This window comes from Ulvibacterium sp., assembly GCF_965228935.1.
In the GTDB taxonomy this organism is placed as follows: Bacteria; Bacteroidota; Bacteroidia; order Flavobacteriales; family Flavobacteriaceae; genus Ulvibacterium.
The window spans coordinates 1,578,848-1,603,517 of the sequence record NZ_OZ245846.1 but is presented as its reverse complement, the minus strand read 5'-3'; the positions used below and the strand labels follow the sequence as shown (position 1 = coordinate 1,603,517).

General features: G+C 42.7%; 22 protein-coding genes. 19 read left to right on the top strand and 3 right to left on the bottom strand.

Translation table 11 applies throughout. From position 1 onward, the window contains the following. Positions 1 to 118 precede the first annotated feature (118 nt). From ACO06Y_RS06580 to ACO06Y_RS06565, 4 genes are all read left to right on the top strand, one after another. On the top strand, positions 119 to 1,063 hold the full coding sequence (locus tag ACO06Y_RS06580; RefSeq protein ID WP_422083035.1) for a carbohydrate kinase family protein: 945 nt from the start codon (positions 119 to 121) through the stop codon (positions 1,061 to 1,063). A gap of 106 nt (positions 1,064 to 1,169) precedes the next feature. Continuing rightward, positions 1,170 to 1,676: an RNA polymerase sigma factor gene (locus tag ACO06Y_RS06575; protein ID WP_422083034.1), complete on the top strand. Its 507-nt coding sequence runs from the start codon at positions 1,170 to 1,172 to the stop codon at positions 1,674 to 1,676. Next, positions 1,673 to 2,266 (top strand): hypothetical protein, encoded by a 594-nt coding sequence (locus ACO06Y_RS06570; RefSeq protein ID WP_422083033.1) that lies wholly within the window; start codon positions 1,673 to 1,675, stop codon positions 2,264 to 2,266. The genes ACO06Y_RS06575 and ACO06Y_RS06570 overlap by 4 nt, the downstream gene beginning before the upstream one ends. Positions 2,267 to 2,316: 50 nt before the next feature. Then, positions 2,317 to 4,041, top strand: coding sequence for a serine hydrolase (locus tag ACO06Y_RS06565; protein ID WP_422083032.1), 1,725 nt, complete (start codon positions 2,317 to 2,319; stop codon positions 4,039 to 4,041). Positions 4,042 to 4,053: 12 nt separating this feature from the next. Here ACO06Y_RS06565 and ACO06Y_RS06560 read toward each other — a convergent pair whose 3' ends face one another. From ACO06Y_RS06560 to ACO06Y_RS06550, 3 genes are read right to left on the bottom strand one after another with little or no spacing between them, the layout of a single operon-like run. Next, the gene (locus ACO06Y_RS06560) at positions 4,054 to 5,190 is read right to left on the bottom strand and encodes an ATP-binding protein (protein ID WP_422083031.1); all 1,137 of its coding nucleotides are present in this window, start codon (positions 5,188 to 5,190) and stop codon (positions 4,054 to 4,056) included. A 43-nt stretch (positions 5,191 to 5,233) separates the two neighbouring features. Beyond that, complete coding sequence (locus tag ACO06Y_RS06555) at positions 5,234 to 5,989, bottom strand: SDR family NAD(P)-dependent oxidoreductase (protein ID WP_422083030.1); 756 nt, start codon at positions 5,987 to 5,989, stop codon at positions 5,234 to 5,236. Between the two features lie 11 nt (positions 5,990 to 6,000). After that, positions 6,001 to 6,876 (bottom strand): aldo/keto reductase, encoded by an 876-nt coding sequence (locus ACO06Y_RS06550; protein ID WP_422083029.1) that lies wholly within the window; start codon positions 6,874 to 6,876, stop codon positions 6,001 to 6,003. 157 nt (positions 6,877 to 7,033) lie between these two features. On the opposite strand from ACO06Y_RS06550, the gene ACO06Y_RS06545 reads away from it, so the two are divergent. From ACO06Y_RS06545 to ACO06Y_RS06475, 15 genes are all read left to right on the top strand, one after another. Beyond that, positions 7,034 to 8,035, top strand: a complete 1,002-nt coding sequence (locus ACO06Y_RS06545; protein ID WP_422083028.1) for an AAA family ATPase — start codon at positions 7,034 to 7,036, stop codon at positions 8,033 to 8,035. A gap of 92 nt (positions 8,036 to 8,127) precedes the next feature. Then, positions 8,128 to 8,994 (top strand): DUF58 domain-containing protein, encoded by an 867-nt coding sequence (locus ACO06Y_RS06540; RefSeq protein ID WP_422083027.1) that lies wholly within the window; start codon positions 8,128 to 8,130, stop codon positions 8,992 to 8,994. A gap of 26 nt (positions 8,995 to 9,020) precedes the next feature. Beyond that, the gene (locus ACO06Y_RS06535; protein ID WP_422083026.1) at positions 9,021 to 10,658 is read left to right on the top strand and encodes a BatD family protein; all 1,638 of its coding nucleotides are present in this window, start codon (positions 9,021 to 9,023) and stop codon (positions 10,656 to 10,658) included. Then, entirely contained in the window at positions 10,659 to 11,657 is a 999-nt protein-coding gene (locus ACO06Y_RS06530; RefSeq protein WP_422083025.1) for a vWA domain-containing protein, read from the top strand. It abuts the gene before it with no gap. Between the two features lie 54 nt (positions 11,658 to 11,711). Next, positions 11,712 to 12,755, top strand: a complete 1,044-nt coding sequence (locus ACO06Y_RS06525; protein WP_422083024.1) for a VWA domain-containing protein — start codon at positions 11,712 to 11,714, stop codon at positions 12,753 to 12,755. A 106-nt stretch (positions 12,756 to 12,861) separates the two neighbouring features. Further along, the gene (locus ACO06Y_RS06520) at positions 12,862 to 13,692 is read left to right on the top strand and encodes a tetratricopeptide repeat protein (protein WP_422083023.1); all 831 of its coding nucleotides are present in this window, start codon (positions 12,862 to 12,864) and stop codon (positions 13,690 to 13,692) included. Next, the gene (locus ACO06Y_RS06515) at positions 13,692 to 15,473 is read left to right on the top strand and encodes a BatD family protein (protein WP_422083022.1); all 1,782 of its coding nucleotides are present in this window, start codon (positions 13,692 to 13,694) and stop codon (positions 15,471 to 15,473) included. The genes ACO06Y_RS06520 and ACO06Y_RS06515 overlap by 1 nt, the downstream gene beginning before the upstream one ends. A 5-nt stretch (positions 15,474 to 15,478) precedes the next feature. Further along, positions 15,479 to 16,237 (top strand): tetratricopeptide repeat protein, encoded by a 759-nt coding sequence (locus ACO06Y_RS06510; RefSeq protein WP_422083021.1) that lies wholly within the window; start codon positions 15,479 to 15,481, stop codon positions 16,235 to 16,237. 59 nt (positions 16,238 to 16,296) lie between these two features. Beyond that, positions 16,297 to 16,593, top strand: a complete 297-nt coding sequence (locus tag ACO06Y_RS06505; protein ID WP_422083020.1) for a hypothetical protein — start codon at positions 16,297 to 16,299, stop codon at positions 16,591 to 16,593. A gap of 79 nt (positions 16,594 to 16,672) precedes the next feature. Further along, entirely contained in the window at positions 16,673 to 18,265 is a 1,593-nt protein-coding gene (locus ACO06Y_RS06500; RefSeq protein WP_422083019.1) for a SulP family inorganic anion transporter, read from the top strand. A 5-nt stretch (positions 18,266 to 18,270) separates the two neighbouring features. Further along, positions 18,271 to 19,089 (top strand): universal stress protein, encoded by an 819-nt coding sequence (locus ACO06Y_RS06495; protein ID WP_422083018.1) that lies wholly within the window; start codon positions 18,271 to 18,273, stop codon positions 19,087 to 19,089. Between the two features lie 55 nt (positions 19,090 to 19,144). Next, the gene (locus tag ACO06Y_RS06490; protein WP_422083017.1) at positions 19,145 to 19,774 is read left to right on the top strand and encodes a carbonic anhydrase family protein; all 630 of its coding nucleotides are present in this window, start codon (positions 19,145 to 19,147) and stop codon (positions 19,772 to 19,774) included. 94 nt (positions 19,775 to 19,868) lie between these two features. Further along, positions 19,869 to 21,734: a SulP family inorganic anion transporter gene (locus ACO06Y_RS06485; RefSeq protein WP_422083016.1), complete on the top strand. Its 1,866-nt coding sequence runs from the start codon at positions 19,869 to 19,871 to the stop codon at positions 21,732 to 21,734. Positions 21,735 to 21,827: 93 nt separating this feature from the next. After that, a complete protein-coding gene (gene pheS / locus ACO06Y_RS06480; protein WP_422083015.1) occupies positions 21,828 to 22,847 on the top strand; it encodes a phenylalanine--tRNA ligase subunit alpha in 1,020 nt (339 codons plus the stop codon). Between the two features lie 155 nt (positions 22,848 to 23,002). Further along, a complete protein-coding gene (locus ACO06Y_RS06475) occupies positions 23,003 to 24,658 on the top strand; it encodes a SulP family inorganic anion transporter (protein ID WP_422083014.1) in 1,656 nt (551 codons plus the stop codon). The last annotated feature ends 12 nt before the right edge of the window (positions 24,659 to 24,670 follow it).

Sequence of the window (24,670 nt, the reverse complement as noted above, 5' to 3'; positions counted from 1 at the left end):
AAAAGAAGCATAGTTATTGGTACGGACGTTCATGGTTTGTTCTCCATCAAGAAAAATCCAAGAAAACTTTGGGACATGAAACGGTTTGTCATTACCTTGGATTTTCCAATTCACTACAATGAAATCCATTTACTGTATCGGAGAACTCTTAATCGATTTTGTGGCGGAAGGCCAGGGCAACGACCTCTCCAAAGCAAATACCTTTGTCAAAAAACCCGGGGGTGCTCCGGCAAATGTGGCCTGTGCCATCTCCAAATTAGGGGGAAAGGGTAAGTTTATCGGTAGTGTAGGCAGAGACCCTTTTGGAACGTTTTTATTGGATGTACTCAAGGAAAACAATGTGGATGTTTCCTTGGCACAACGTTGTAAAACTTTCACCACCTTGGCCTTTGTATCCCTGGCCGAAGATGGGGAACGCGATTTTGTTTTCAGCCGTGGGGCCGATAAAAAACTGAAATACGACTCTTCGGTAAAAAAAGATTTCAAAGGAAATATGGTGCATCTGGGAGCGGCGACCGCTCTACTTGGTGGTGACCTGGAAGAGGCCTATGGCCGTTATTTTTTCGATGCCCTTACCCAGGATTCCTTTATCAGTTTTGACCCCAATTATCGCGGAGATTTATGGCGTGATGCGGAAGAAACCTTCGTAAAAAAATGTATGCCCTTTATAGAAAAATCGCACTTGTGCAAATTTAGTCTGGAAGAGGCCCAATTGCTGTCCGGGAAAAAAGATTTGGAAGCTTGTTGCGATTTTCTACATGATGTAGGTGCCCGGGTCATTACCATAACCTTGGGTGGCAGGGGCACCCTCTTAAGTACCGATGGCGTAAGGAAAACCATCCCCAGTATTCCTGTAACTCCGTTGGATACCACGGGAGCCGGTGATGCATTTATAGGTTGCCTGTTATACCAGATTTCCACTTTGGACAAGACCTCGGCGGTTTTGGACGATTTTGAGGTATTGACCAAAATGGTCGAAAAGGCCAATGTGGCCGGGGCAATCACTACCACTGGTTTTGGGGCTATCCCTTCACTTCCGGGCTACGAGCAGGTTTTTGGCTAGAACCTGAGCTTTACATGACTTCCATCTCCCTTTTTAAAAAAAATGACTCTGACTTGTCATATTTTTAAAATGTCGGTAACTAATGTATTGGAGACCGGCCAAACCTATGGACAAACACCTTAAGGACACTTTTTTGAATGCTTTGGAAGAGCATCGTCAGAAGCTGTTTCGCATCTGTTCCGTCTATGCCCAGGATTCCGATGATACCCAGGATCTGTTTCAAGAGGTGTTGATAAATATTTGGAGGGCCTTACCCTCTTTTAAAGAAAACGCTTCAATAGGGACGTGGATGTATAGAATAACCCTTAATGTGTGTCTTCGCATTAAATCCAAGGAAATGAAAAAGCAAAGGAAGATGCTCCGGCTGGACAGTATTCGTATAATCAACCTCCAAAACGAAAGTCGGGACAATGCTATGGATGTGAAGTTGATGAAGCTCAGGAGCTGTATCAAAATGCTGAACGATGCGGAAAAGGCGGTGATTACCCTGTATTTGGAAGAGCTTCCTTATAAGGAGATCTCGAGCATAACCGGTCTCAAGGAGAACACCGTGGCCGTTAAGATAAAACGGATAAAGACCAAATTGTTGAACTGTATAAACGGAATGTCATGATAGAAGATGAATTGATAAAAATCTGGCAGTCCTCCCCTAGAGTGGAGCAGGTAAAATTTGAAAAATCCAGGTTAATACTGGATTTGCAGTCAAGTTTGCGCGGTCTTGGTCGTCTTGCCAAGTATGGCATCTTAATAGAGCAAATAGCGGTTATCATTATTGTACCTGTATTTTTGTACTATATTTATCGGGTGCCTCCGCTCCTTTCAAAAATTGCCTCCCTTTGGATTGTTACCTGGAGTATCTGGTATATGTTCCTTTTGAGAAAGATAAAACGGGATAAACCGAAAGAGCAAGACCAAAACTATCTGGATTACCTGAATCAATGGAAAACCTATTTGGAGCAAAACAAAAAATTAACGGGTTCTGCAATTTATTGGTACATATTACCGCCCATAACTGGATGTATCCTTTTTGCCTTAGGATTCTACTTGGGGGATATTATTAGATTTGGAAGGTTCGCGGCGAATATTGGTATATTCCTGATCACAGCCATCATTACTCATTTCTATTTCAAATGGATTATTAGAACCGTGTATAATCCAAGGCTCGAAAAAATTAACGAACTTATAAAGGTTATGGAGGAATGACCTCTTAACTTCCATTGAAACTAAAAAATTGCAACCCCTAAACAAACATCATGTTAAAAAAATTATTAGCCCTAGGCTATCTTGTCGTAGCCCTCGGCGCTTGCCAAGCACAGACCCCTCTATCCGAAGAAGTTAAGGCCAACATAAAATTACGGGTCGATAATGGTATGAATGCAGGTATCATAGTGGGACTCATAGACAACAAAAGCGAAAGCTATTTTGGTTACGGAGTAAAATCTTTGGATACCATGGAGGCCGTAGATGAATATTCCATTTTTGAGATAGGTTCCATTTCAAAAACGTTTACAGGAATCTTATTGGCGGATGAGGTATTGAAAAATGAAATGAAATTGGAAGACCCTTTACAACTGTATCTCCCAAAGGGAGTCACTGCGCCTACACAAAACGGGGAATCCATCAGGTTGATCCATATGGCCAATCATACCTCCTCATTGCCAAGAATGCCTTCCAATTTCAATCCTTCAAATCCGGCAAACCCCTTCGCGGATTATTCGGAGAAGCAGTTGTATGACTTTTTAGGGAATTATGAGCTTCCCCGGAAAATCGGCTCGCAATATGAATATTCCAATTACGCTATGGGCCTTTTGGGTCATATTTTGGCGGATAAAAACGAATCTACCTATGAGGAGTTGTTGATAGAAAGAATTACCGAACCACTAGGTCTTAACGATACCCGAATTTCATTTACAGCTTCAATGAAGAAAAATCTAGCTATGGGGCACAGTGGTGGAGTAGAAGTCGAAAATTGGGACATCCCTACTTTGGCAGGGGCGGGGGCGATCCGTTCCAGCGCGGTCGATATGCTTGACTATTTAGCGACAAACATGGGGATTAAGGAAAGTAATCTTTATCCTGCCATGCAATTGGCCCATCAAAATTCAAGAAAGGAAGGGGAAAGTCCAATTGTAGGTTTGGGTTGGCATACCATGGTAGTGGATGATTTGGAAATTATCTGGCATAATGGGGGTACGGGCGGCTATCGTACTTTTGCCGGGTTCATTAAGGGTGGAGACAGAGGTGTTGTGGTGCTTTCCAATTCAAATACAGGTGTTGATGACATTGGAATTCACATCTTACATCCCGACTCCCCACTCAACGAAATAAAACCTTCCATTGGAGTCAAGTTGCAAAACATAATGGATACACTAGGAATTGAAGCTGCAATAAGCAACTATTGGGATTTAAAGAAAAACAAAGCCGAAGAATTTGATTTCACGGAGGGACAATTAAGCAAATTGGGGCACCGGTATTTAAAGAAAAAAGAAATGGAAAAGGCCCTCGCCATATTCAAATTGAATATTGAAGCCTTTCCAAATTCTTCCAATGTATATGCCAGCTATGGTAAGGCACAATTGAAACATGGCGATAAAGAGACCTCCATCATCAATTATAAGAAAGCCGTAGAATTGAATCCAGGAAATCTAGAAGCTATCAAAAATTTAACGGAGTTGGGGATAGATCCTAAGAATATTATCGAAGAAATAGTTGTGGATGAAAAAATCCTGGAAACCTATATCGGCAGATATGAATTGTACCCTAATTTTATACTTACGGTTTCGAAGGATAGAAATCAATTAAAGACACAGGCTACCGGGCAACCGGAATTTCCGATTTTTCCAAAGTCAGATAATGTTTTTTATTTAAAGGTTGTAGAAGCCCAACTTACCTTTAACAAAAATGGGGATGGAAAAGTAGAGAGTGTTACCTTACTTCAGGCAGGTCAGGAAATCACTGGAAAAAAATTAAAGAAATAGCATTTGGACAAATCAGCTATACCTCACTTTTCTCAAAATACGTAGGGATTCCTTTAGGGAACGATAAATTTTTCCATCTTGTTTTTTTAGTAAGGGTCGAGCGGCCTCCATTCTTTCCTTGGCCTCTTCAAATCCATTAAGATAACAGATCAAATAGGTGTCCGGGAGATGTTTTAAATCGATTTCCTCGGATGGTTTTAAGGTACTGTTCCGTTCTATTTTCTGAAGTAGCGCATTGTTTGTATTATAGATATGGAACAGTGTTTTTTTGTTGTACTGGGGCGGTTCAAAAACGAGGTCGCTTTGAATTTGGTAGGTGCCATTTTCCTCAAAGGTGATGACCACTTTCTCCAAGGGGTAGTATGTTTGTTTTTTACCCAGCCCCAACTGTACATACTCCATAGTGGTAAATGAACTTTCGTCATAGGCTAGGGTAACCTCATCGAAAATGGAGTAAAACAACTTCACTTGTTCGTTGATCAATTCAATGTCCACCCTGGAATAGTATGTTTTGTTTCGCACTTTTTTTTTCTTCCCCGCCCAGCAAACCACAAACTGTTCCTTAAAAACCTTATAGTCACTTTCTAGGTCTTTGTGCCTGTAATTGATAAAATCAATGACCCCATCCAAGGTAAGCTCAATATTATTGCGGGCGTGCTGTTCTATAGTGGCCACGGCCTCGGAATTGATATTCTTTAGCTCAATATCGAAGGCTTTGGGAAGGCTTATGCTTCCTTCCCTAAAAAAAACCGCTCCACCATAGTATTTCCAAATATTCCGGCGAAGTGCACACACCTTACCATTGGATTTGATCGTTACCAGCCCTACCACTTTGTCTTCGGGCAAGTGTGGAAAGGGAATGTTTTCATAGGAAATTAGGGGCGGGTTATCCAAATAGGCATTGACCAAGTTTTGGATCTTACTATCATCAAAAAAATCGACCCCAACAATTTTGTTGTCTTCATCCTCTACCCCAATGACGATAAAGGAATTATTCTTGGGGTTACTATTGGCCAGAGCACAAACATGTTTTAAAAACTTGGCCTTGCCCTCCCTTTGGCCAATATCGATAATACGCTTTTTGTCATAAAAACTGTTCTCGTCGTTGTGGGCGAGAAGGTTTTTTACAAGAAGGCGTTTGTTGATCATTTTCTCATATTGAAGCTATCATATTATAAGGACATATGCCAACTTACAAATTTTTATTCCAAATAGTGGCAGAAGCCTGTGCTGTTGGGGTAACAACAAGATCCGGAATATTTACGTGAGCCGGTCTGGTGACTACAAAAAGTATGGTCTCGGCTATATCCATGGGGGTCAGGGGATCAAACCCCTTATACACATTATCGGCCCTTTCATCGTCTCCCTTAAAACGTACATTGCTGAACTCCGTTTCCGCAGCTCCCGGATTTACTGCACCTACCCGTATTCCGTAGGGATTTAAATCGATTCGCATACTCTGATTTAGGGCATCCACGGCATATTTACTGGCACAATACACATTCCCCTTGGGGTATACTTCTTTTCCGGCAATAGATCCAATATTTATGATATGCCCCGATTTTCTTTCAACCATCTGTGGTATCACAGCCTTGGATACATAGAGTAACCCCTTCACGTTAATGTCCAGCATAGCATCCCAATCATCGATGTTTCCCTTATCTATGGGATCCAAGCCATGGGCGTTCCCCGCATTGTTAATCAGGATATCTATTTTTGAAAAATCGTCCGGTAATGAGTCAATGGCATCGAAAACGGCCTTTCGATCCCTAACATCAAAACTCAGGATATGTACTTGCGTGTTGCCACTTAATTTTTCCTTTAGTCTCTCCAATCGCTCCGTACGCCTTCCACATAGGATAAGACGAAATCCGTTTTCTGCAAAAAGTTCCGCCGTGGCTTTTCCAATACCACTTGTGGCGCCTGTTATCAATACTGTTTTGACCATATTATAGATTTTTAAGGTACCTTATGTCCTTGACTCGCTTCCAAAAATATAAACCAATCCTCTAGATCCAGTTGTATTTCCCGGGCCTTGATAGCGGCCTCCAACCTGTTTTTTGTCGTTGTCCCCACTACGGGATGTATATTAACGGGATGGGCCATGATCCAAGCCAATAACAATTGATCGGGCGTGGCATCATACTTTTTCTGCATTGGTGCCATAACACTTTTTATGCGTTCCGTTTGTTCGCTTGCCTCTTTAAAAAAACTTCCTAGTGGACTCCATGACATGGCCGTCCTTTTATGGGCCATACAATCATCCAAAGTACCGTTGTACATTACTCCTTCAGCAGTCAATGAAAACTCGATTTGATTTGCTGAAACCGGAACCCGGGTCTCCAAGAGTGCGATTTGCGAAGGGGTAAAGTTCGATACGCCAAATTCCTTGATCTTACCTTCTTTTTTAAGTTTTCCTATGGCCTCGGCTATCTCGTCCGGCCGCATCAATGGGCTCGGCCTGTGCAATAAAAAAAGATCCACATAATCCGTTTGTAGGTTCCTCAGCGATTGTTCCGCGGACCATATGATATATTCCGAAGAATAGTCATAGTGTTTTATGCGGTTCGTCCTTGCCTCGCAAACATATTGGATGCCACATTTGGTGATAAGTTGTATTTCTTCGCGTGCAATCCCGCTTTGGACAAAGCCTTCCCCAAAATCGGTTTCATTGGTATATCCGCCGTAAATATCCGCATGGTCAAAGGTGGTTATTCCCACGTCCAGGCAATGGTTCATTAAATCGGCTATTTCATTTTTTGAAAGCTGTTTTCCCCACTGGCCCCAAGTCATGGCTCCGGCTATAATACGGGAATACTTGGTTGTGTTTTTCATAAGCGTTGAAATTAAAAAGAAATCCCTAAATACTTTATAAAACTTGGGGGTTTCCGTAATTTTTAACCAATCGTTAACAGGCAATGAATAAATAAATCTTCAATTTGCGCCATGCTATAAAACCAACCTATTGATAAACAATTACTAATAAAGCTTTATGGAAGAAAATGCTACCGTAGATATCGGCGCTGTGAACGAGAAGATTGCCCAGGAAAGTGCCTTTATAGACCTACTGCTGTTAGAAATGAACAAAGTAATCGTTGGCCAAAAACATATGGTAGAACGATTGCTTATCGGACTTTTGGGACAGGGTCATATTCTTTTGGAAGGTGTTCCCGGATTGGCCAAGACCTTGGCCATAAATACTTTGGCCAAAGCGGTAAAGGGAAGCTTTAGCCGTATACAGTTTACTCCCGATCTTTTACCCGCGGATGTCGTGGGAACCTTGATATACAACATCAAGGAGAATGACTTCTCCATTAAAAAGGGTCCTATTTTTGCAAATTTTGTACTGGCTGACGAAATAAACCGTGCGCCGGCCAAAGTGCAATCCGCGCTGTTGGAGGCCATGCAGGAAAAGCAGGTTACCATCGGAGATGAGACCTTTATGCTGGACAAGCCTTTTTTGGTAATGGCTACGCAAAACCCCGTTGAACAGGAGGGTACGTATCCGTTGCCCGAAGCTCAGGTAGACCGTTTTATGCTGAAGACCGTAATCGATTATCCAAAAATGAACGAGGAACAATTGATTATGCGCCAAAACCTGGCGGGAGCCTACGATGCCGTTAACCCCGTGGTCACTTTAAAGCAAATCCTTAGTGCCCAAAAAGCGGTACGTGAGGTCTATATGGACGAAAAGATTGAAAAGTACATTCTTGATCTTGTGTTCGCTACCCGATATCCCGAAAAGTATGGTTTGGAAAATCTGAAGCCATTGATCAGTTTCGGCGCTTCACCAAGAGGAAGTATCAATCTTGGTAATGCCGCCAAATGCTTTGCCTTTATAAAGCGTAGGGGATATGTAGTTCCTGAGGATGTACGGGCCGTAGTACATGATGTTTTGCGTCATCGTATCGGCATTACCTACGAGGCCGAGGCCGAGAATATTACTTCCGAGGAAATCATCAATAAGATCGTAAACGAGATTGAAGTACCCTAAACCAGCGGACAGCTCGCAGTTGTCGTTGGTAGTGTTTTTTAAGACTTCCCTGATAGCAACTGCTTTCTGCCATTTATACGCTAACTGGAGAAATGGATACCAAGGAATTACTTAAAAAGGTTCGCAAGATAGAGATAAAGACCCGTCGTCTCTCCGACCACATCTTTGGTGGGGAGTACCACTCTACCTTTAAAGGCCGTGGTATGACCTTTAGTGAAGTACGGCAATATCAATTTGGTGATGATGTACGAAGTATTGATTGGAACGTAACGGCCAGATACAATGAACCTTTTGTAAAGGTATTTGAGGAGGAGCGGGAATTGACCATGATGCTCATGGTAGATGTAAGTGGATCCGAGTTGTTTGGGACTACCAATCAGTTCAAAAAGGGAATTATTACGGAGATTTCGGCTACTTTGGCTTTTTCGGCCCTTCAGAACAATGACAAGGTGGGCTTGATACTCTTCTCCAACGAGGTAGAACTTTTTATTCCTCCCAAAAAAGGGAAAAGCCATGTGCTCCGGATTATTCGGGAATTATTGGAGTTTAAGCCAGGCAGCAATCGGACCAACATTGCGGAAGCCTTAAAATACCTCTCCAATGTGCTAAAGAAAAAGGCAATTGTATTTGTGTTATCGGATTTTATGGCGGACGATTACGAAAGAACCTTAAAGATTACGGGCAACAAACACGATGTCACCGGTATTCGAGTCTATGATGAACGTGAAGAGCATATTCCCAATCTTGGGATGGTACAGATGCAGGATGCCGAGACAGGTACCGTTTCCCTGATCAATACCCAATCCAAAAAGGTACGGGCTGCCTATGGAGCTTATCACAAAGAGCGCGTAACGTATTTTGAGGAGACCTTTACCAAATCGGGTTGTGGTATTCTAAGCTGTCGTGTGGACGAAAGCTATGTAAAGAAACTGTTGGGCTACTTCAAACGCAGGGGGTAACGGAAATGAAAAATGAAAAATCACATATGAGAAATTATACATCGCACCCGTTGCGATGCCTTTTTCTTTGGTCTGTTTTTGCCTTCTCCCTTGGCTGTTTTTCCCAAACCGATCCAAAGGTCGGTTCCCAAGTCGATACAGCGTTCATAAAAATCGGGGAACAGATTCGGTTTACGGTCACCGTAGAAGCCGATACGACGGCCCAGGTCATTTTTCCAGAAGGACAGACCTTCTCGCCCTTGGAGACCGTAGAGGCCTTTAAAACCGATACTACCCGAAAAAAAAATCGACTTACCCTGCAAAAGACCTATGCACTTACGCAATTCGATTCGGGTTCCTATAAACTTCCGGCCCAACGTATAGACATTAACGGCAAAGGGTATTTTACGGATTCCTTACGTGTTGAGGTAGCTACAATCCCAGTAGATACCGTAGCCCAAAAAATGTACGACATCAAGGAGTTGATGGTCGTCGAGAAAAACAATGCCCGTTTCTGGAAAATACTTTTAATCGTACTCTTGATATTGGTGATACTTGGCGGACTTGTCTATTGGTTCATATTTCGAAAAAAGCCATTGACCGAAGCTGAAAAAGAAGCTTTATTGCCCCCGTATGATAGGGCGCTTTTGGAGTTGAAACGCTTGGAAAATTCAAAATATCTCATCCAGGACGAATACAAACAGTACTACTCGGAATTGACCAATATTGTTCGATCTTACTTGGAAGAAGATGTTAATGTAACCGCCCTTGAAAGTACAACGGACGAGCTCATTACAAAGTTGGAAATATTAAAGGATGCCGGGGAGCTGAAAATCGACAATGACACCCTGGGACATTTTAAAAAAATATTACAGACCGCCGATCTGGTGAAATTTGCCCGTTCCAAACCTCCTACATCCGTAGCAGAGCAGGACAGGAAATCCATTGAGCAAATAGTCATAAAAACCCATGAGGCACTCCCTGAACCTACCGAGGAAGAGCTCATGGAGCAAGCGGAGTACCAAGAAGAACTTGCCCGTAGGGCGCATCGCAAAAAATGGATTTTGGCAGGGGGTATCGCCTTAGGGGCACTATTGGTTTCCATGGCTTCCCTATCGGTCTATTACGGCCCAAAATATGTTTGGGATACCGTTACAAGGCATCCTTCAAAAAGACTTTTGGAAGGTGAATGGATATCCAGTTCATATGGGTACCCTCCTATAAATTTAGAAGCTCCAAAGGTACTGGTTCGTCAAAAAACCAAGATTCCGCCGGAAGCCAAGGACAAAGTAAAAGAATTACAGACCTTCGCCTACCGGAATGATGATGCCCTATTTACCATTGCCGCTACGTCCACTACCTTTACGCAACCTGCTGAACCAGAGTTTGAGCAGACCATTGAGCAATTGATCCAAAACTTTGAGCGTAATGGTGCAAAAAATATAATTACCAAACAGGAGGAGTTCACGACCATTAGCGGAGTTAAGGGTATCAAGACCTATGGAAGTGGAAAATTCAAGGTCCCGGAATCCAACGATTTGGTGAAAGGCGAATATGTGATTCTAAGTTTTGGAGGGAAAGGCTTTCAACAGCAGATTCTTCTAACTTGGCTGGATGATGACACCTATGCCCGAGAAATTGTGGATAGGATGCTAAAAACACTGGAAGTAAAAACGGAGGTATAAATGTTAGACAACGTGTCCTTTGCGAATCCCGAGTTTTTTTGGTTGCTCTTGTTGCTTCCATTGGCCCTTCTATGGTATTTTTTTAGGCGAAAGGAACAGGTAGCTTCCCTCAAAATTTCGAGCATCAAAGGCTTTACGGTAAATAGCCTTCTTCCAAAATTGAAGCCTACGCTCTTCGCACTACGTCTGCTTGCTTTGGCCGCTATCATAATTGCCATGGCACGCCCCCAGACCGAAGATGTATCCACACGGACCAAGACTACAAAAGGGATAGACATCGTTATGGCCATTGATGTTTCCTCAAGCATGCTGGCCAGGGACTTAAAACCCAATCGGCTTTCCGCCCTTAAGGAGGTGGCCGCGGATTTCATTCGAGAGCGCCCCAATGATCGTATAGGACTGGTGGCCTACGCCGGAGAAGGATATACCAAGACTCCGATAACAAGTGACAAATCCATAGTGTTGAGTGCATTGCGCGAAATTACCTATGGACAATTGAACGATGGTACGGCCATTGGAATGGGACTGGCCACCGCGGTCAACCGCTTAAAGGAAAGCAAAGCCATAAGTAAAGTAATCATACTACTGACGGACGGCGTAAACAACTCCGGATTTATTGAGCCGCAGACGGCCGCAGAGCTTGCCATAGAATTTGGCATAAAAGCATATACCATAGGTTTGGGAACCAATGGCAATGCCCTATCACCTATCTCTTATAATTCGGATGGTTCTTTTCGATATGGTATGCGTCAGGTGGAAATTGATGAGGATTTGTTGAAGAATATTGCCAAGGCCACCGGAGGAAAGTATTTTAGGGCCACTGACAATGAAAAGTTAGAGGCCATTTATGACGAAATAAACAAGTTGGAAAAAACCGAAATAGAAGAGTTCAAATATTATAGGTACGAAGAAAAATTTAGGCCATGGGTCCTTTTGGCAGGGGCTTTGCTTGTAATGGAATGGATTTTACGAAATACCCTTTTTAGGAGCTTTATTTAATCGCAGAACAGGCCAGATCTTAAAAGCTTGACTGGTCTTAGCCTAGTATAAGATATGATTCAGTTAGACGAAAAAATATACTTTTATCTCTTGTTCATCATTCCGGTGATGATCGTTCTATTCCTTATGCTGCAATTCTGGAAAAAAAGAACCCAGAAAAGATTTGCGGATCTGTCCTTGTTAAAACGATTGACCCCGGACAAATCCGACTTCAAATCCTACCTAAAATTATTGATGTTTACCCTTGGTATCTCTTTTTTGGCTTTAGGGTTGGTGAACCCTAAAATCGGTTCAAAATTGGAGACCGTAAAACGGGAAGGGGTAGATATTGTTTTTGCCGTGGATGTATCCAAAAGCATGTTGGCGGAGGACATTGCCCCAAATCGTTTGGAAAAATCAAAGCGATTGGTATCCGAAATCATTAACCAATTGGCAAGTGATCGGATTGGCATCATAGCCTATGCAGGACAGGCTTTTCCGCAATTGCCTATTACCACGGATTACGGTGCCGCAAAAATGTTCCTTCAAAATATGAATACGGATATGCTTACGTCCCAAGGAACGGCCATCAATGAGGCCATAGAGCTCGCTACTACCTATTACAATGACGACGAACAGACCAATAGAGTGTTGTTCATTATTTCCGACGGGGAGGACCATTCTGAAAATTCTGTCTTGGAAGCGGTTGAGGAAGCGGTTGAAGAGGGCATACGTATTTTTACGATCGGGGTAGGCAAAACTAAGGGCGCCCCTATTCCCCTTAAACGAAATGGAATTGTAGAAAGTTTAAAAAAAGATGCCCAGGGAGAGGTGGTCATTACCAAATTGAACGAAGAGATTTTGGAAGAGATATCGGATGAAGGCAATGGTGAATATATAAACGGTTCCAACACAGAGGAAGCAGTGGAATTTATTAGGGAACAATTGAATCAAATGGACAAGACCGAATTCGAGGCCAAGCAGTTTGCGGAGTTCAAGGATCAATTTCAATGGTTTTTAGGGGCCGGATTGTTATTTTTATTTTTGGACATCTTTGTCCTGGACAGAAAAACAAGATGGCTTAAAAAGTTAGATTTGTTCAATGAGCATAAAGAATAGGGAATACAAAATGGTTTAGAGGTACTATTAAAGTTTTCTAAATCATAGGTTCTATGTTCTTTTTTTCGTTTTCTTTTATTTGTTGAAAGTGAATACAAAAGATATTATGAAAGACATTTGGGTATATCTATTTTTAGTCCTTGGAGTATTTTCCTTTGCCCAAGAAGACCAGCAAATGGATGAAAGTGCCTTGACCGAATCCAAAAACCTTACTTGGGAAGCCAATAAGGAACTTTCCGAAAACAATTTCATTACGGCCGAAGTCGATTATAGAAAAGCCATCTCCAAAAGCAGTAAGAACGTAGCGGCACCCTATAACTTGGGTAACGCATACTATAACAAAGAAACATACAGCGAGGCTTTTGGACGTTTTAAACAGGCGGGTGAAATCGCGGAGAACAAACCGGACAAACATAGGGCCTACCACAATATGGGAAATGTATTCATGAAACGCAAAGACTACCAAAAGGCAGTGGAAGCCTACAAGGAAGCTTTGCGCAATGTTCCGACGGATGAGGAGACCCGCTATAATTTGGCATTGGCCAAAGAGCTTTTGAAAAAAGAGCAGGAGCAGAACGATCAAAACGAGGACAACAAAGACCAACAAGATCAAAATCAGGATAACAAGGACGAAGGGGATAACAAAGAGGAAAATAAAGATCAAGAACAAAAGGATCAAGAGGATAAGGGGGATCAGGGCGATGAGAAAAAGGAGGATAACAAAGAAGGTGACGGGGATCAAAAAGAAGAACAGAAAAAACAGCCCAATCAAGGAGAAAAGCCCGAGGAACAAAAGCAACCACGCCCCAGTCAGTTGAGCAAACAACAAATACAGAACCTGTTGGAGGCCATGCAGAACGAGGAAAAAAAGGTACAGGAAAAAATTGACGCCAAAAAAGTAAAAGGCGCCAAGGTGAAAAATGAAAAGGATTGGTAATGCCCAAAAACTTTAAACATATTTCATTAATATTCTTTTTAAGTGTGGTCTTTGTTTCTCAGGGGCAGGATAAGGATGCGGTAACCTTTGCCATGAATCTCAGCAAGGAAAAATTGGGAATCAACGAACGCTTGCGTGTGGACTTTACCATGAATAAGGATGGGGACAACTTCAATCCGCCTGATTTTGAAGGTTTTAAGGTGCTCATGGGGCCATCCCAATCCATAAGCTCCTCCTGGATCAATGGAAAGCGGAGTTATTCCAAGACCTACTCCTATACTTTGGCCCCTACCGCTCGGGGAAAATTCACCATAAAGCAAGCGACCATTACGATCAGTGGTGAAGTCTATAAATCACTTCCAAAGCAAGTGGAGGTAAAGGCCGCCGTTGACAAACCCAGCGACCAGATGACCGTGGACGATATTGCCGATGAAAGTTTGTTTTTGGTGGCCGAGGTTTCCAAGACCCGTCCATATCTAAATGAACCTTTGAGCGTTGTCTATAAATTATATTTTACCTCCACGATCGGTATTACCAATTATAGGCCTTTGGATAATCCAAAATACAACAACTTCTGGAGCCAGGATATTCCGGTTTCCAGACCTGTACCACAAAATGGCACCTATAAGGGAAAAGCTTTTAGATATGTAGTATTGAAAAGGGTAGTACTTTATCCTCAAAAGGCAGGAAAATTGGAAATAGAACCGCTGTCCTTGGAAGTTAGCTTGGAGGTACCGACCAATAAGCGCGGTTTTTTCGGGGATCGTATCTACTCACAGACCAATAAGACGGTTTCGGCAGGAAGACGTACCATAAATGCAAAGGAACTACCCGTTGCAGGAAAACCGGCCGACTTCAGCGGCGCCGTGGGAAGCTTTGATTTTTCGGTAACCACAAGTAAGACCCAACTAAATGCTTCGGAATCCCTGCAGGCCAAAGTAGAGGTCAGTGGAAAGGGAAATCTAAAACTGTTCCAATTACCGGAACCCGATCTACCTAGCTCACTGGAAGTATATGAGCCTGAATTTGATGAAAAGGTCCGCACTACCTTGTCCGGCATGCAGGGAAAGGTGAGCAACAACTACACGATAGTGCCCTCCTTTAAGGGCAAGTATCCCATTCCAAGTATTTCCTTTAGCTACTTTGATCCTAAAACTGAAAAATATAAAAGGTTGGATTCGGATGAAATCCTTATCGATGTAATTCAAGGTCCGGCCAATATTGCAGCAGCAAACAATACCGTTGTGGGAACAACTAAGCGAAATGTAATCGCTACAGGTAGCCAATTTAACTTTATAAAGCTTAAACCTGATCTGAAGGCGATCGGCACCGATTATTTTTTTGGGTCAACACGTTTTTACCTTTGGCTACTATTGCCTCTTTTATTGATTCCCTCAGCGGTCGTATTTGGAAAAAAACGCGAGGCCATCGCTAGTGATGTTATCGGAAATAGAATTAAAAGAAGAAACAAATTGGCAAAAAAATACCTTTCCAAGGCAAAAAAGGAGTTAGGGAACAAAGAGGATTTTTATATTGCCCTGGAAAAGGCCCTGCATCATTATTTAAAGGCCAAGCTTAAAATAGAGACATCAGAATTCAGTAAGGACAAAATAGGGGCGTTGTTGGCACAAAAAAATGTTGACGAAACCACCAGGGATGGCTTTATTGGCCTACTTAAAAATTGTGAAATGGCCCGCTACAGCCCTTTCTCGGACGTACAGATGCATCAGGATTATAATAAGGCCAGCGAAGTAATCTCATATTTGGACAAACAATTGTAATACGGATGAAAGGAGTGGCAGGCTTCATACTATTTTGGATAGGCTTTTGGTCATATGCCCAAAATGAAGCCATCTTTGAACAAGCCACGTCGGCCTATAACGAAGGGGACTACGAAACGGCCATCACCCACTATTTGGAAATTTTGGATAATGGGAAACACTCGGCGGCACTTTATTTTAATCTGGGCAATTCCTATTACAAGATCAATCAAATCGCTCCCAGCATATATTATTATGAAAAGGCATTGCTTTTGAAGCCCAATGACCCGGAAATTCGGAATAATCTGGCCTATGCCCAAAATATGACGTTGGACGCAATCGAAAAAATGCCGGAAACGGGATTATCAAAAATTTACAACAAAATAACCGGGCTCCTTTCCTTCGATCAATGGGCCGTCACCGCCGTGTTATTCACTATCCTCTTCGTGCTCCTATACATTGCATTCTTTTACTTCAGATATTCGTCCCGTAAACGTATTGCCTTTATCACCGGTATGATTTCCTTGATCATAGCCCTAATTTCCATGACCTTCGCCTTTATTCAGTACAATGACTTCAAAAGGGATAGGCCTGCTATTATTTTTTCGGAAGAAGTAACCGTAAAATCAGAGCCGAACACTAGAAGTCAAGAAGTCTTCACTTTGCATGAAGGAACTAAAATTCATGTTTTAGACTCCCTTAACGATTGGAAAAAGATACGGATCGGCGACGGTAAAACGGGATGGTTAATGGATACGGACATTAAGATGCTCAAGGATTTTTAAACTTTCCTTAACAATCTAGCAATAGCATTACTATTATATTTGTCTTAATACCTTCCAAAATGAAGATGTTTGCCCGTAAACTAATGCTTTCCATATGGCTGTTTGGTATAGTGATGCCAAGTGTGGTTTCCCTAACCGGCGATGATCAGGTTATCGTTGTCAACCTAAATGAGGAAGAGCAGCAAGAAGCCGCTAAAAAGATACAGGCCGAGGAAGACATTATCAACGACAAACCCCGTCATTTTTTTTCGCTTCAGGCACAATCCAAAACGTGGATGACCGGAATTCATAAATCCTTGGGCGATAATGATTTTAACTTGGAGATTCTACTCCCCCCTCCCGAACGGAAGAGCTAAGATTGTTGCTTTCAACCCATTATATTTTTCCGCCTAACCGGTCTTCAAAGTGTATTGAAGACAAAACATCTCAAATAACATGTTCAATCATCTAAAAAATGACCTGCCGGCAAGTATTGTAGTATTTTTTGTGGCCATTCCTCTTTGTCTTGGTATTGCGCTGGCGAGTGGAGCACCCTTATTTTCCGGTCTTATCGCCGGTATTATAGGAGGCATAGTAGTTGGGGCCTTAAGCGGCTCCCATATTGGGGTCAGTGGCCCGGCGGCCGGTTTGGCCGCCATTGTTTTAACTGCAATCGGTGCTTTGGGCAGCTTTGAAAACTTCTTGCTCGCCGTGGTTCTTGGTGGAGTAATTCAGTTGGTCTTTGGATTTTTGAAGGCAGGTGTAATAGGTTATTATTTTCCATCTTCGGTTATTAAAGGTATGCTTACAGGCATCGGAATCATTATAATACTAAAGCAAATCCCACATTTTTTTGGGTACGACCCCGATCCCGAAGGCGATTTCGCATTTTTCCAAGTGGACGGGAAAAATACTTTTTCCGAAATCATCGATACTTTCAACAATATAAGCCCTGGAGCAACATTAATTGCCGTTATCGGTCTCTCCATTTTAATTCTTTGGGACAGCGTGCTTTCCAAAAAAGGTAAATTTTTCCAGCTGGTACAAGGGCCCCTTGTTGCTGTTATAGTCGGAATACTTTTCTACGTTCTGACCAGGGACAGTGAAATTTGGGGAATAGCTTTGAATCACTTGGTCAGTGTTCCCGTTCCCGAAGATGCTTCGTCTTTTTTGGCGCAGTTCAGCTTTCCGAATTTTGGGCAGATCGGAAATACCGAGATATGGATAACCGCATTCACCATAGCACTGGTAGCCAGTCTTGAAACGTTGCTATGTGTGGAAGCTACGGACAGGTTAGATCCTGAGAAGAGGGTTACGCCGACCAATAGGGAATTGTTGGCCCAGGGTACAGGAAACATCCTTTCCGGGATGATCGGAGGTTTGCCCATTACGCAAGTAATCGTAAGAAGTTCCGCAAACATACAATCCGGTGGAAAAACAAAAATGTCGGCAATAATACATGGTTTTTTGCTATTGATTTCGGTAATACTGATTCCTAGATTGTTAAATATGATTCCGTTATCGGTGTTGGCCGCGATTCTGTTCATTGTTGGCTACAAACTGGCAAAGCCCTCCCTTTTCAAAAAAATGTACAAACTAGGTTGGAAACAATCCGTCCCATTTTTTGTCACGATATTAGGTATCATATTTACAGACTTGCTTGTAGGTATCGGTCTTGGGCTAGGTGTAGGTATCGTGGTGATTTTATTGAAAAGCTATCAAAATTCCCATTTTCTGCATATTGAGGATAAAAGCAATGGAAAGCACAAGATTAAAATGACCCTTGCCGAGGAAGTGACGTTCTTTAACAAAGGGGCCATTCTAAAAGAATTGGACAGCCTGCCAAGGGATACCTATTTAGAAATAAATCTTCTTAATACCAGATACTTGGACAACGATATCATTGAAATTTTGGAAGATTTTGCGTTCAAGGCCAAGGAGCGGGATATTGACATAAAGTTGGTATCAAAACGGGGCACTGTAGAAAACCCGTCCAGTTTTATCGAATTCTTTGAAAAAAGACCAAAGTCGAACTTAAGTTTGAACTGAACGTCATGAAAAAAAAACAATATAAAATTGTTGTTCTTTCAGATTTGACCAAATCTTCAGCTGCAATACTAAAGAATGCCGTTAGTGTTGCCAAAATAATCAATGGCCGGATAGAAATATTCTCCGTAAAAAAGCCTACGGACATTGTAAAGATGGACAATCAATTATCGGCCATGCGAACCATCAATAGCGAACACAAGGCCATCAATAAGAAAATGCGAAATCTGGCAACTTCCATTTCCCAGGAGTACGATGTTGGCATTACCTATTCGTTTGCGTTCGGAAATGTAAAAAGCGAAATAGGGGAGTACCTTGCAGAACAAAAGCCGGATGTGGTGGTACTGGGCAAAAGAAAATCCAAAACGTTTAATCTTATGGGCGATGGCATTACAGATTTTATCTTGAATCGCTATAACGGGACTATAATGATCGCTCCCCATAACAACAAGCTAGAGCCTAATAAAGAAGTAACCTTAGGAATGCTGAATAACCCAAAACCATCCAGTAATCTAGAGTTTGCGGAAGATTTAATGCAGCACGCCCAAAAACCCTTAAAATCATTTAAAATCATAAAGAGTACCGTATCATCGCAAAAGCAACCTTTACCGGAAGGTAGAAAGACAATAGAATATGTTTTTGAGTATAGCGATAATATCATTAAAAACTTTTCCACTTATCTTTCCAAAAACAATATTAACCTATTATGTATGAATCGGATAAACAAACAATCCCGCGCAACAAGACATTTAACGGCGTCCGATGTTAAGGAAGTAATGGGAAAGTTGAATGTTTCGCTTTTGATACCGGGCGAGCAAAAAGCTTAGCTAACCATTGAACTTAATGCTTAATTGAAGCGCAACCTTTTAAAACCACATCATTATGAAAGCGCATACCAAAGAGACACAGTCGGCCATTTCACCAGATTTGGCCATATCTTTATTACAAGAAGGCAATCAGCGGTTTTTGGAAAATAAGAAAGCGAATCGCGATTTGTTGGAACAGGTTCGGGATACGGCTTCCGGGCAATATCCATTTGCCACGATCCTGGGCTGTATCGATTCAAGGGTGTCGGCGGAATTGATCTTTGATCAGGGGGTAGGGGATATATTCAGTGCCCGAGTAGCGGGGAACATCGTTAATGAAGATGTTTTGGGCAGTATAGAATTCGCCTGTAAACTAGCAGGCACAAAAGTGGTCGTCATCTTGGGCCACACCGCCTGCGGTGCGGTGAAAGGAGCATGTGATGATGCCAAAATGGGCAACCTAACGATTCTTCTGAATAAAATAAGGCCTGCCGTTAGAGCAGTAACCGAGCCCGCAGAGATTGATCTTCGTAGTTCGAGGAACTTGGATTTCGTAAACAAAGTTGCAGAAAAAAACGTACAATTGACCATTGAAAATACACGTAGGATGAGCCCTATCTTGAAAGAAATGGAGGAAAATGGGGAGATAAAAATAGTAGGGGCAATGTACGATATACTGGATGGGAAGGTGACCTTTATGACCTAAAAGCAAAAATTGTCAAGGGCAAGCCGGCAAAGGGATGCCAGCTTTTATTTGCAAAAAAATTCTACCTTGACCGTTCTAAAGGCAAGGTGCGTTTATGAAAAAACTATTCGTCGATCTTAAAGGCGACCTTTTTGGTGGAATCACTGCGGGAATCGTTGCCCTCCCCTTGGCCTTGGCCTTTGGTGTAAGTTCGGGTCTTGGTCCAAGTGCCGGGCTTTACGGAGCTATTTTCATTAGTTTTTTTGCAGCCCTTTTCGGCGGTACAAACACCCAAATATCTGGCCCTACAGCACCAATGACCGCTGTAAGTATGGTCATAATCGCAAATATCATTGCGGTCTATGATGGTAGTGTAGAAAAAGCGCTACCAGCTATTTTAACGGTATTCCTACTAGCAGGTATTATGCAGATCGGGCTTGGATTATTGGGAATAGGCCGTTATATTAGGTATATTCCCTATCCCGTGGTATCGGGATTTATGACGGCCATCGGGGTAATCATTATTCTTACACAGATACTTCCTACCTTGGGGTATTACCCTAGGGAGGATATGGATTGGGTAACCCCGTTTAAACCTGAGGCCGAGGAATTGATCTTGGAAAATATCTTAAAAGAAGAAGCAGGTGAGGGTATCTTGGTATTGGAGGATTTCAAGGAAACCATTGCAAGATCGGGCGAGGTTACCGAAGAAACTATCTTGGAAGAGGCAAAAACATTGGCCGCAAAGGAGGCCTCGGGGGTTATTGGTGCTATTAAAGTAATGCCTAAGGCCATACAAAACATAAATTGGTTAGAGTTGTCCCTGGCATTGATAACCATAATCATCATTTACGGCTTTAAGCGTATCACAACTGCCGTACCAAGTACCCTTGTTGCCTTATTATTGGTTTCAGGTGTGGCCTATGCACTTGATTTGGACTATAGGCCTATAGAAAAGATACCGGAAGGGTTTCCCATTCCAAATTTGGAAATTTTCACGGGCTTCAAGTTTAGGGCCATAAGCCCCTACATTTTTACCGCACTGACCCTGGCCCTTTTGGGAGCGATAGACTCCTTATTGACCTCCGTAGTCGCGGACAATATGACCAAGACCAAACACAAACCCAACAAGGAATTGGTAGGGCAGGGCATCGGAAATTCCGTGGCCGCTATTTTTGGGGGACTTCCAGGAGCCGGGGCCACAATTCGCACTGTTGTAAATATCAACTCCGGTGGAAAGACAAGACTTTCCGGGATGGTCTCCGCGGTGTTGCTATTAATCGTTCTGTTGGCTATGGGACCCATAGCCTCCCAGATTCCGGCGGCGGTTTTGGCCGGAATTTTAATCACCGTAGGTATTGCCGTGATGGATTATAAAGGTTTAAGAGCTATTCCTAACCTGCCCAAGGATATTAAGATAGGCCCATTGAGATTAAGTTCGGAAGTGGTCATAATGCTTGTAGTATTGGTTCTATCCGCTTTTTGGAATTTGGTCTATGCGGTTGGAATAGGCTTGGTCATCGCTTCGCTTACGTTCATGAAAAAGATAGGCGATCTTACCGCTGAACGTTCTGACATAAAATCCCTGGAAAAAGAGAAAGCTTGGGCAGATGAGAGTGGTTTTCCCAAAAACCTTCAAGAGGAAGTATTTATAAAGCATATCAAAGGACCCTTGTTTTTTGGTTCGACAAATGATTTTCAGCTATTGGCCGATCAAATCCCGGAGACGGCTTCCTATGTAATCATTCGATTGGATAGAATGCAATATATGGATCAGTCCGGTCTCTATGCCATGGAAGATGTATTGCAGGAACTTAACAAGAACAGGGTCACCGTTCTTTTTGTCGATTTACAACAACAGCCAAGATATATGATGGAGCGCATCGATATTATCCCCGATTTTATCCCTGAGGAACAAATATTCGACAACTTCAAGGAATGCAACACTTGGATAAAACAACATGTTGAGGACATCTATTGATCAATTTTCCATTTTAAACCACAGTTTTTTTATTCGTTTCGTACCCCATTTGCTATTCATAAAATCTTAATTTTGCATCTCTAGTCCAAAAAGATGATCGATAAAGTCAAGGAACAGATTGCAGAAGTCGAAAAGTTTACAGCGGATTCAAAGGAAGCTGTTGAAGCTTTTAGAATAAAGTATTTGGGTAAAAAAGGATTGTTGAACGATTTTTTTGCTGAATTCAAGAATGTACCCAATACACAAAAAAAGGAATTTGGACAAACTATAAATGCGCTTAAGCAGGTCGCGACCGAAAAAGTAAATGCCCTAAAGGAAACCCTCGAAAACAAACATGAGGAAAAAGGTATTTATGGCGACCTTACACGACCGGGGGAGCCAATTCCTCTTGGCGCGCGCCACCCTATATCCATTGTCAAGAATCAAATCATAGAGATTTTTTCAAGGATAGGTTTCAACGTTTCGGAGGGTCCGGAAATTGAGGACGACTGGCACAATTTCACCGCATTGAACCTGCCGGAATACCATCCGGCCCGGGATATGCAGGACACGTTCTTCATTCAGACCGATCCGGACATTCTTTTACGGACCCACACCTCGTCCGTACAAGTGCGTTATATGGAAAACAACAAACCCCCGATTCGGACTATTTCCCCGGGAAGAGTGTATCGGAATGAAGCTATCTCGGCCCGATCGCATTGTTTTTTCCACCAAGTGGAAGGATTATATATTGATAAGAATGTGTCCTTCGCGGATTTGAAACAAACATTGCAATTCTTTACAACGGAACTATTCGGGAAGTCCAAAATACGGCTACGTCCCTCCTATTTCCCGTTTACCGAGCCCAGTGCAGAGGTAGATGTATATTGGGGGCTGGAAACCGAAACCGATTATCGGATGACCAAGGGAACGGGATGGTTGGAGATTATGGGCTGTGGCATGGTAGATCCCAATGTATTGGATAATTGTGGCATCGATTCCAAGGAGTACTCAGGTTTTGCCTTTGGAATGGGAATTGACAGAATAGCCCTTTTGCTTTATCAAATTTCCGACATACGGCTGTTAAGTGAAAATGATCTTCGGTTTTTGGAGCAATTCAAGAGTGCCCTTTGACCATTTTTCCAAAGTCGTGGTTAATTTTGCGTGAACACTAAGGTTCCCGTAGATGACATATTCGATAAGGGCATGGGGGACATTGGTATCGGTATAGCCGATTTTCCTTGAGACTTCTTGTCGTTTTCATTTTGTAACCCGTTAACTTTATAAAAATGATCAAATCAATATACGATACCAAATATCTAAAGGGCGACATAATGGGCGGCCTGGTAGCCGGTGTAGTAGCCTTGCCCTTGGCATTGGCCTTTGGGGTCCAGTCCGGTCTAGGTGCCATTGCCGGCCTTTATGGAGCTATAGCGGTAGGGATTTTGGCTGCACTTTTTGGAGGTACCCCCACACAGGCTAGTGGTCCAACGGGACCCATGACGGTGGTTTCCGCGGCCTTGGTAGCCAATGCCATTGAGGTTACAGGAAGTCTACAGGATGCGATGGGTATAATTATTCTTAGCTTTTTAATCGGCGGTGCCTTGCAGGTGGTTTTTGGCCTCATTAACATTGCCGGATATATTAAATACTTTCCATACCCTGTGATTTCGGGATTTATGAGCGGGGTGGGATTGATTATCGTAATCCTTCAAATCTTCCCTTTTGTGGGTTTGGATTCCCCAAAATCCACATTAAAGGTCATTATGGATTTACCACGACTTTTTGCTGACTTCAATTGGCAAGCACTGGCGCTTGGTGGACTTACCATTATCATTTATTTTCTCTTTCCCAAAGTTACCAAAGCTATTCCTAGTGCTCTTGTGGCATTGATTGCCGTATCGGTTTTTGCATACTTCATTAAATGGGACGTTCCCATTATTGGGGAAATCCCATCCGGACTTCCTTCATTACAGCTGGAAGGCCTCTTTAGTGTAGAAAGTAGCTCTTATTTTATGGTTCTGGAGTATGGTATGGTGCTTGCCGTCCTAGGATCCATAGACTCCTTGCTTACTTCGGTCATTGCGGACAACATGACCAAAACCAAGCACAATAGTAACCGGGAACTAGTAGGTCAAGGCATTGGGAACATGGCCGCTGCCTTGATTGGCGGAATCCCTGGTGCCGGAGCCACGAAAGGGACAGTGGTAAACATCAATTCCGGAGGGCGTACCCGACTCTCAGGGGCATTACATGGCGCATTTTTATTGGCCGTTCTTTTGGGGCTAAGCTCATTGGCCGCCTATATTCCCTTAGCCGTTTTGGCAGGCATCCTAATCCCTATCGGATTCAAGATTATAGACAAAAAGGGCCTGAAACATTTAAAAATTGTTCCCCGCGCGGATGCCATAGTGCTTTTGGTGGTACTCTTATGGACCACGTTTGGAAGCCTAATACAGGCAGTCGGTATCGGAGTAACCCTCGCTGCGCTTCTATTTATGAAAAGGGCCAGTGATATTGGGGAAAAAGGGATGCAAGTAGGAACACTGGCCGGTTTTGATGGTGAGAAGCCCTGGCAAGATGAGACCGAATTTTACCGACAATTCAAGGACAAGATTTACATAAAACACCTTTATGGTTCCCTATTCTTTGGGTTTACTTCGCATTTTCAGGAACAAGTAAAGAGCATTGGGGAAGAAATACGGGTTTTGATTATCCGAATGGACAGGGTACCCTATGTGGACCAATCCGGAATCTACGCCATGGAAAATGCTATCTTGGACTTGACCTTAAAAGGTACCAAGGTAATCATTACGGGTTTACAGGAACAGCCTAAGGATTTATTGACCTCTATAGGTATTATACCGGACTTGGTTCCCGAGGAACAAGTATTTGAAAGAGCCGGGGAAAGTTTTAATTGGATAACCAAAGAGTTGAGCCCATAACCCGAAAGGGCG

What these genes read in the sequence shown, in the direction of transcription:
- ACO06Y_RS06580 (WP_422083035.1), top strand. Translation starts at nt 119, where the DNA reads ATGAAATCCATTTACTGTATCGGAGAACTCTTAATCGATTTTGTGGCG.
- ACO06Y_RS06575 (WP_422083034.1), top strand. Translation starts at nt 1,170, where the DNA reads ATGGACAAACACCTTAAGGACACTTTTTTGAATGCTTTGGAAGAGCAT.
- ACO06Y_RS06570 (WP_422083033.1), top strand. Translation starts at nt 1,673, where the DNA reads ATGATAGAAGATGAATTGATAAAAATCTGGCAGTCCTCCCCTAGAGTG.
- ACO06Y_RS06565 (WP_422083032.1), top strand. Translation starts at nt 2,317, where the DNA reads ATGTTAAAAAAATTATTAGCCCTAGGCTATCTTGTCGTAGCCCTCGGC.
- ACO06Y_RS06560 (WP_422083031.1), bottom strand. Translation starts at nt 5,190, where the DNA reads ATGATCAACAAACGCCTTCTTGTAAAAAACCTTCTCGCCCACAACGAC.
- ACO06Y_RS06555 (WP_422083030.1), bottom strand. Translation starts at nt 5,989, where the DNA reads ATGGTCAAAACAGTATTGATAACAGGCGCCACAAGTGGTATTGGAAAA.
- ACO06Y_RS06550 (WP_422083029.1), bottom strand. Translation starts at nt 6,876, where the DNA reads ATGAAAAACACAACCAAGTATTCCCGTATTATAGCCGGAGCCATGACT.
- ACO06Y_RS06545 (WP_422083028.1), top strand. Translation starts at nt 7,034, where the DNA reads ATGGAAGAAAATGCTACCGTAGATATCGGCGCTGTGAACGAGAAGATT.
- ACO06Y_RS06540 (WP_422083027.1), top strand. Translation starts at nt 8,128, where the DNA reads ATGGATACCAAGGAATTACTTAAAAAGGTTCGCAAGATAGAGATAAAG.
- ACO06Y_RS06535 (WP_422083026.1), top strand. Translation starts at nt 9,021, where the DNA reads ATGAGAAATTATACATCGCACCCGTTGCGATGCCTTTTTCTTTGGTCT.
- ACO06Y_RS06530 (WP_422083025.1), top strand. Translation starts at nt 10,659, where the DNA reads ATGTTAGACAACGTGTCCTTTGCGAATCCCGAGTTTTTTTGGTTGCTC.
- ACO06Y_RS06525 (WP_422083024.1), top strand. Translation starts at nt 11,712, where the DNA reads ATGATTCAGTTAGACGAAAAAATATACTTTTATCTCTTGTTCATCATT.
- ACO06Y_RS06520 (WP_422083023.1), top strand. Translation starts at nt 12,862, where the DNA reads ATGAAAGACATTTGGGTATATCTATTTTTAGTCCTTGGAGTATTTTCC.
- ACO06Y_RS06515 (WP_422083022.1), top strand. Translation starts at nt 13,692, where the DNA reads ATGCCCAAAAACTTTAAACATATTTCATTAATATTCTTTTTAAGTGTG.
- ACO06Y_RS06510 (WP_422083021.1), top strand. Translation starts at nt 15,479, where the DNA reads ATGAAAGGAGTGGCAGGCTTCATACTATTTTGGATAGGCTTTTGGTCA.
- ACO06Y_RS06505 (WP_422083020.1), top strand. Translation starts at nt 16,297, where the DNA reads ATGAAGATGTTTGCCCGTAAACTAATGCTTTCCATATGGCTGTTTGGT.
- ACO06Y_RS06500 (WP_422083019.1), top strand. Translation starts at nt 16,673, where the DNA reads ATGTTCAATCATCTAAAAAATGACCTGCCGGCAAGTATTGTAGTATTT.
- ACO06Y_RS06495 (WP_422083018.1), top strand. Translation starts at nt 18,271, where the DNA reads ATGAAAAAAAAACAATATAAAATTGTTGTTCTTTCAGATTTGACCAAA.
- ACO06Y_RS06490 (WP_422083017.1), top strand. Translation starts at nt 19,145, where the DNA reads ATGAAAGCGCATACCAAAGAGACACAGTCGGCCATTTCACCAGATTTG.
- ACO06Y_RS06485 (WP_422083016.1), top strand. Translation starts at nt 19,869, where the DNA reads ATGAAAAAACTATTCGTCGATCTTAAAGGCGACCTTTTTGGTGGAATC.
- pheS (WP_422083015.1), top strand. Translation starts at nt 21,828, where the DNA reads ATGATCGATAAAGTCAAGGAACAGATTGCAGAAGTCGAAAAGTTTACA.
- ACO06Y_RS06475 (WP_422083014.1), top strand. Translation starts at nt 23,003, where the DNA reads ATGATCAAATCAATATACGATACCAAATATCTAAAGGGCGACATAATG.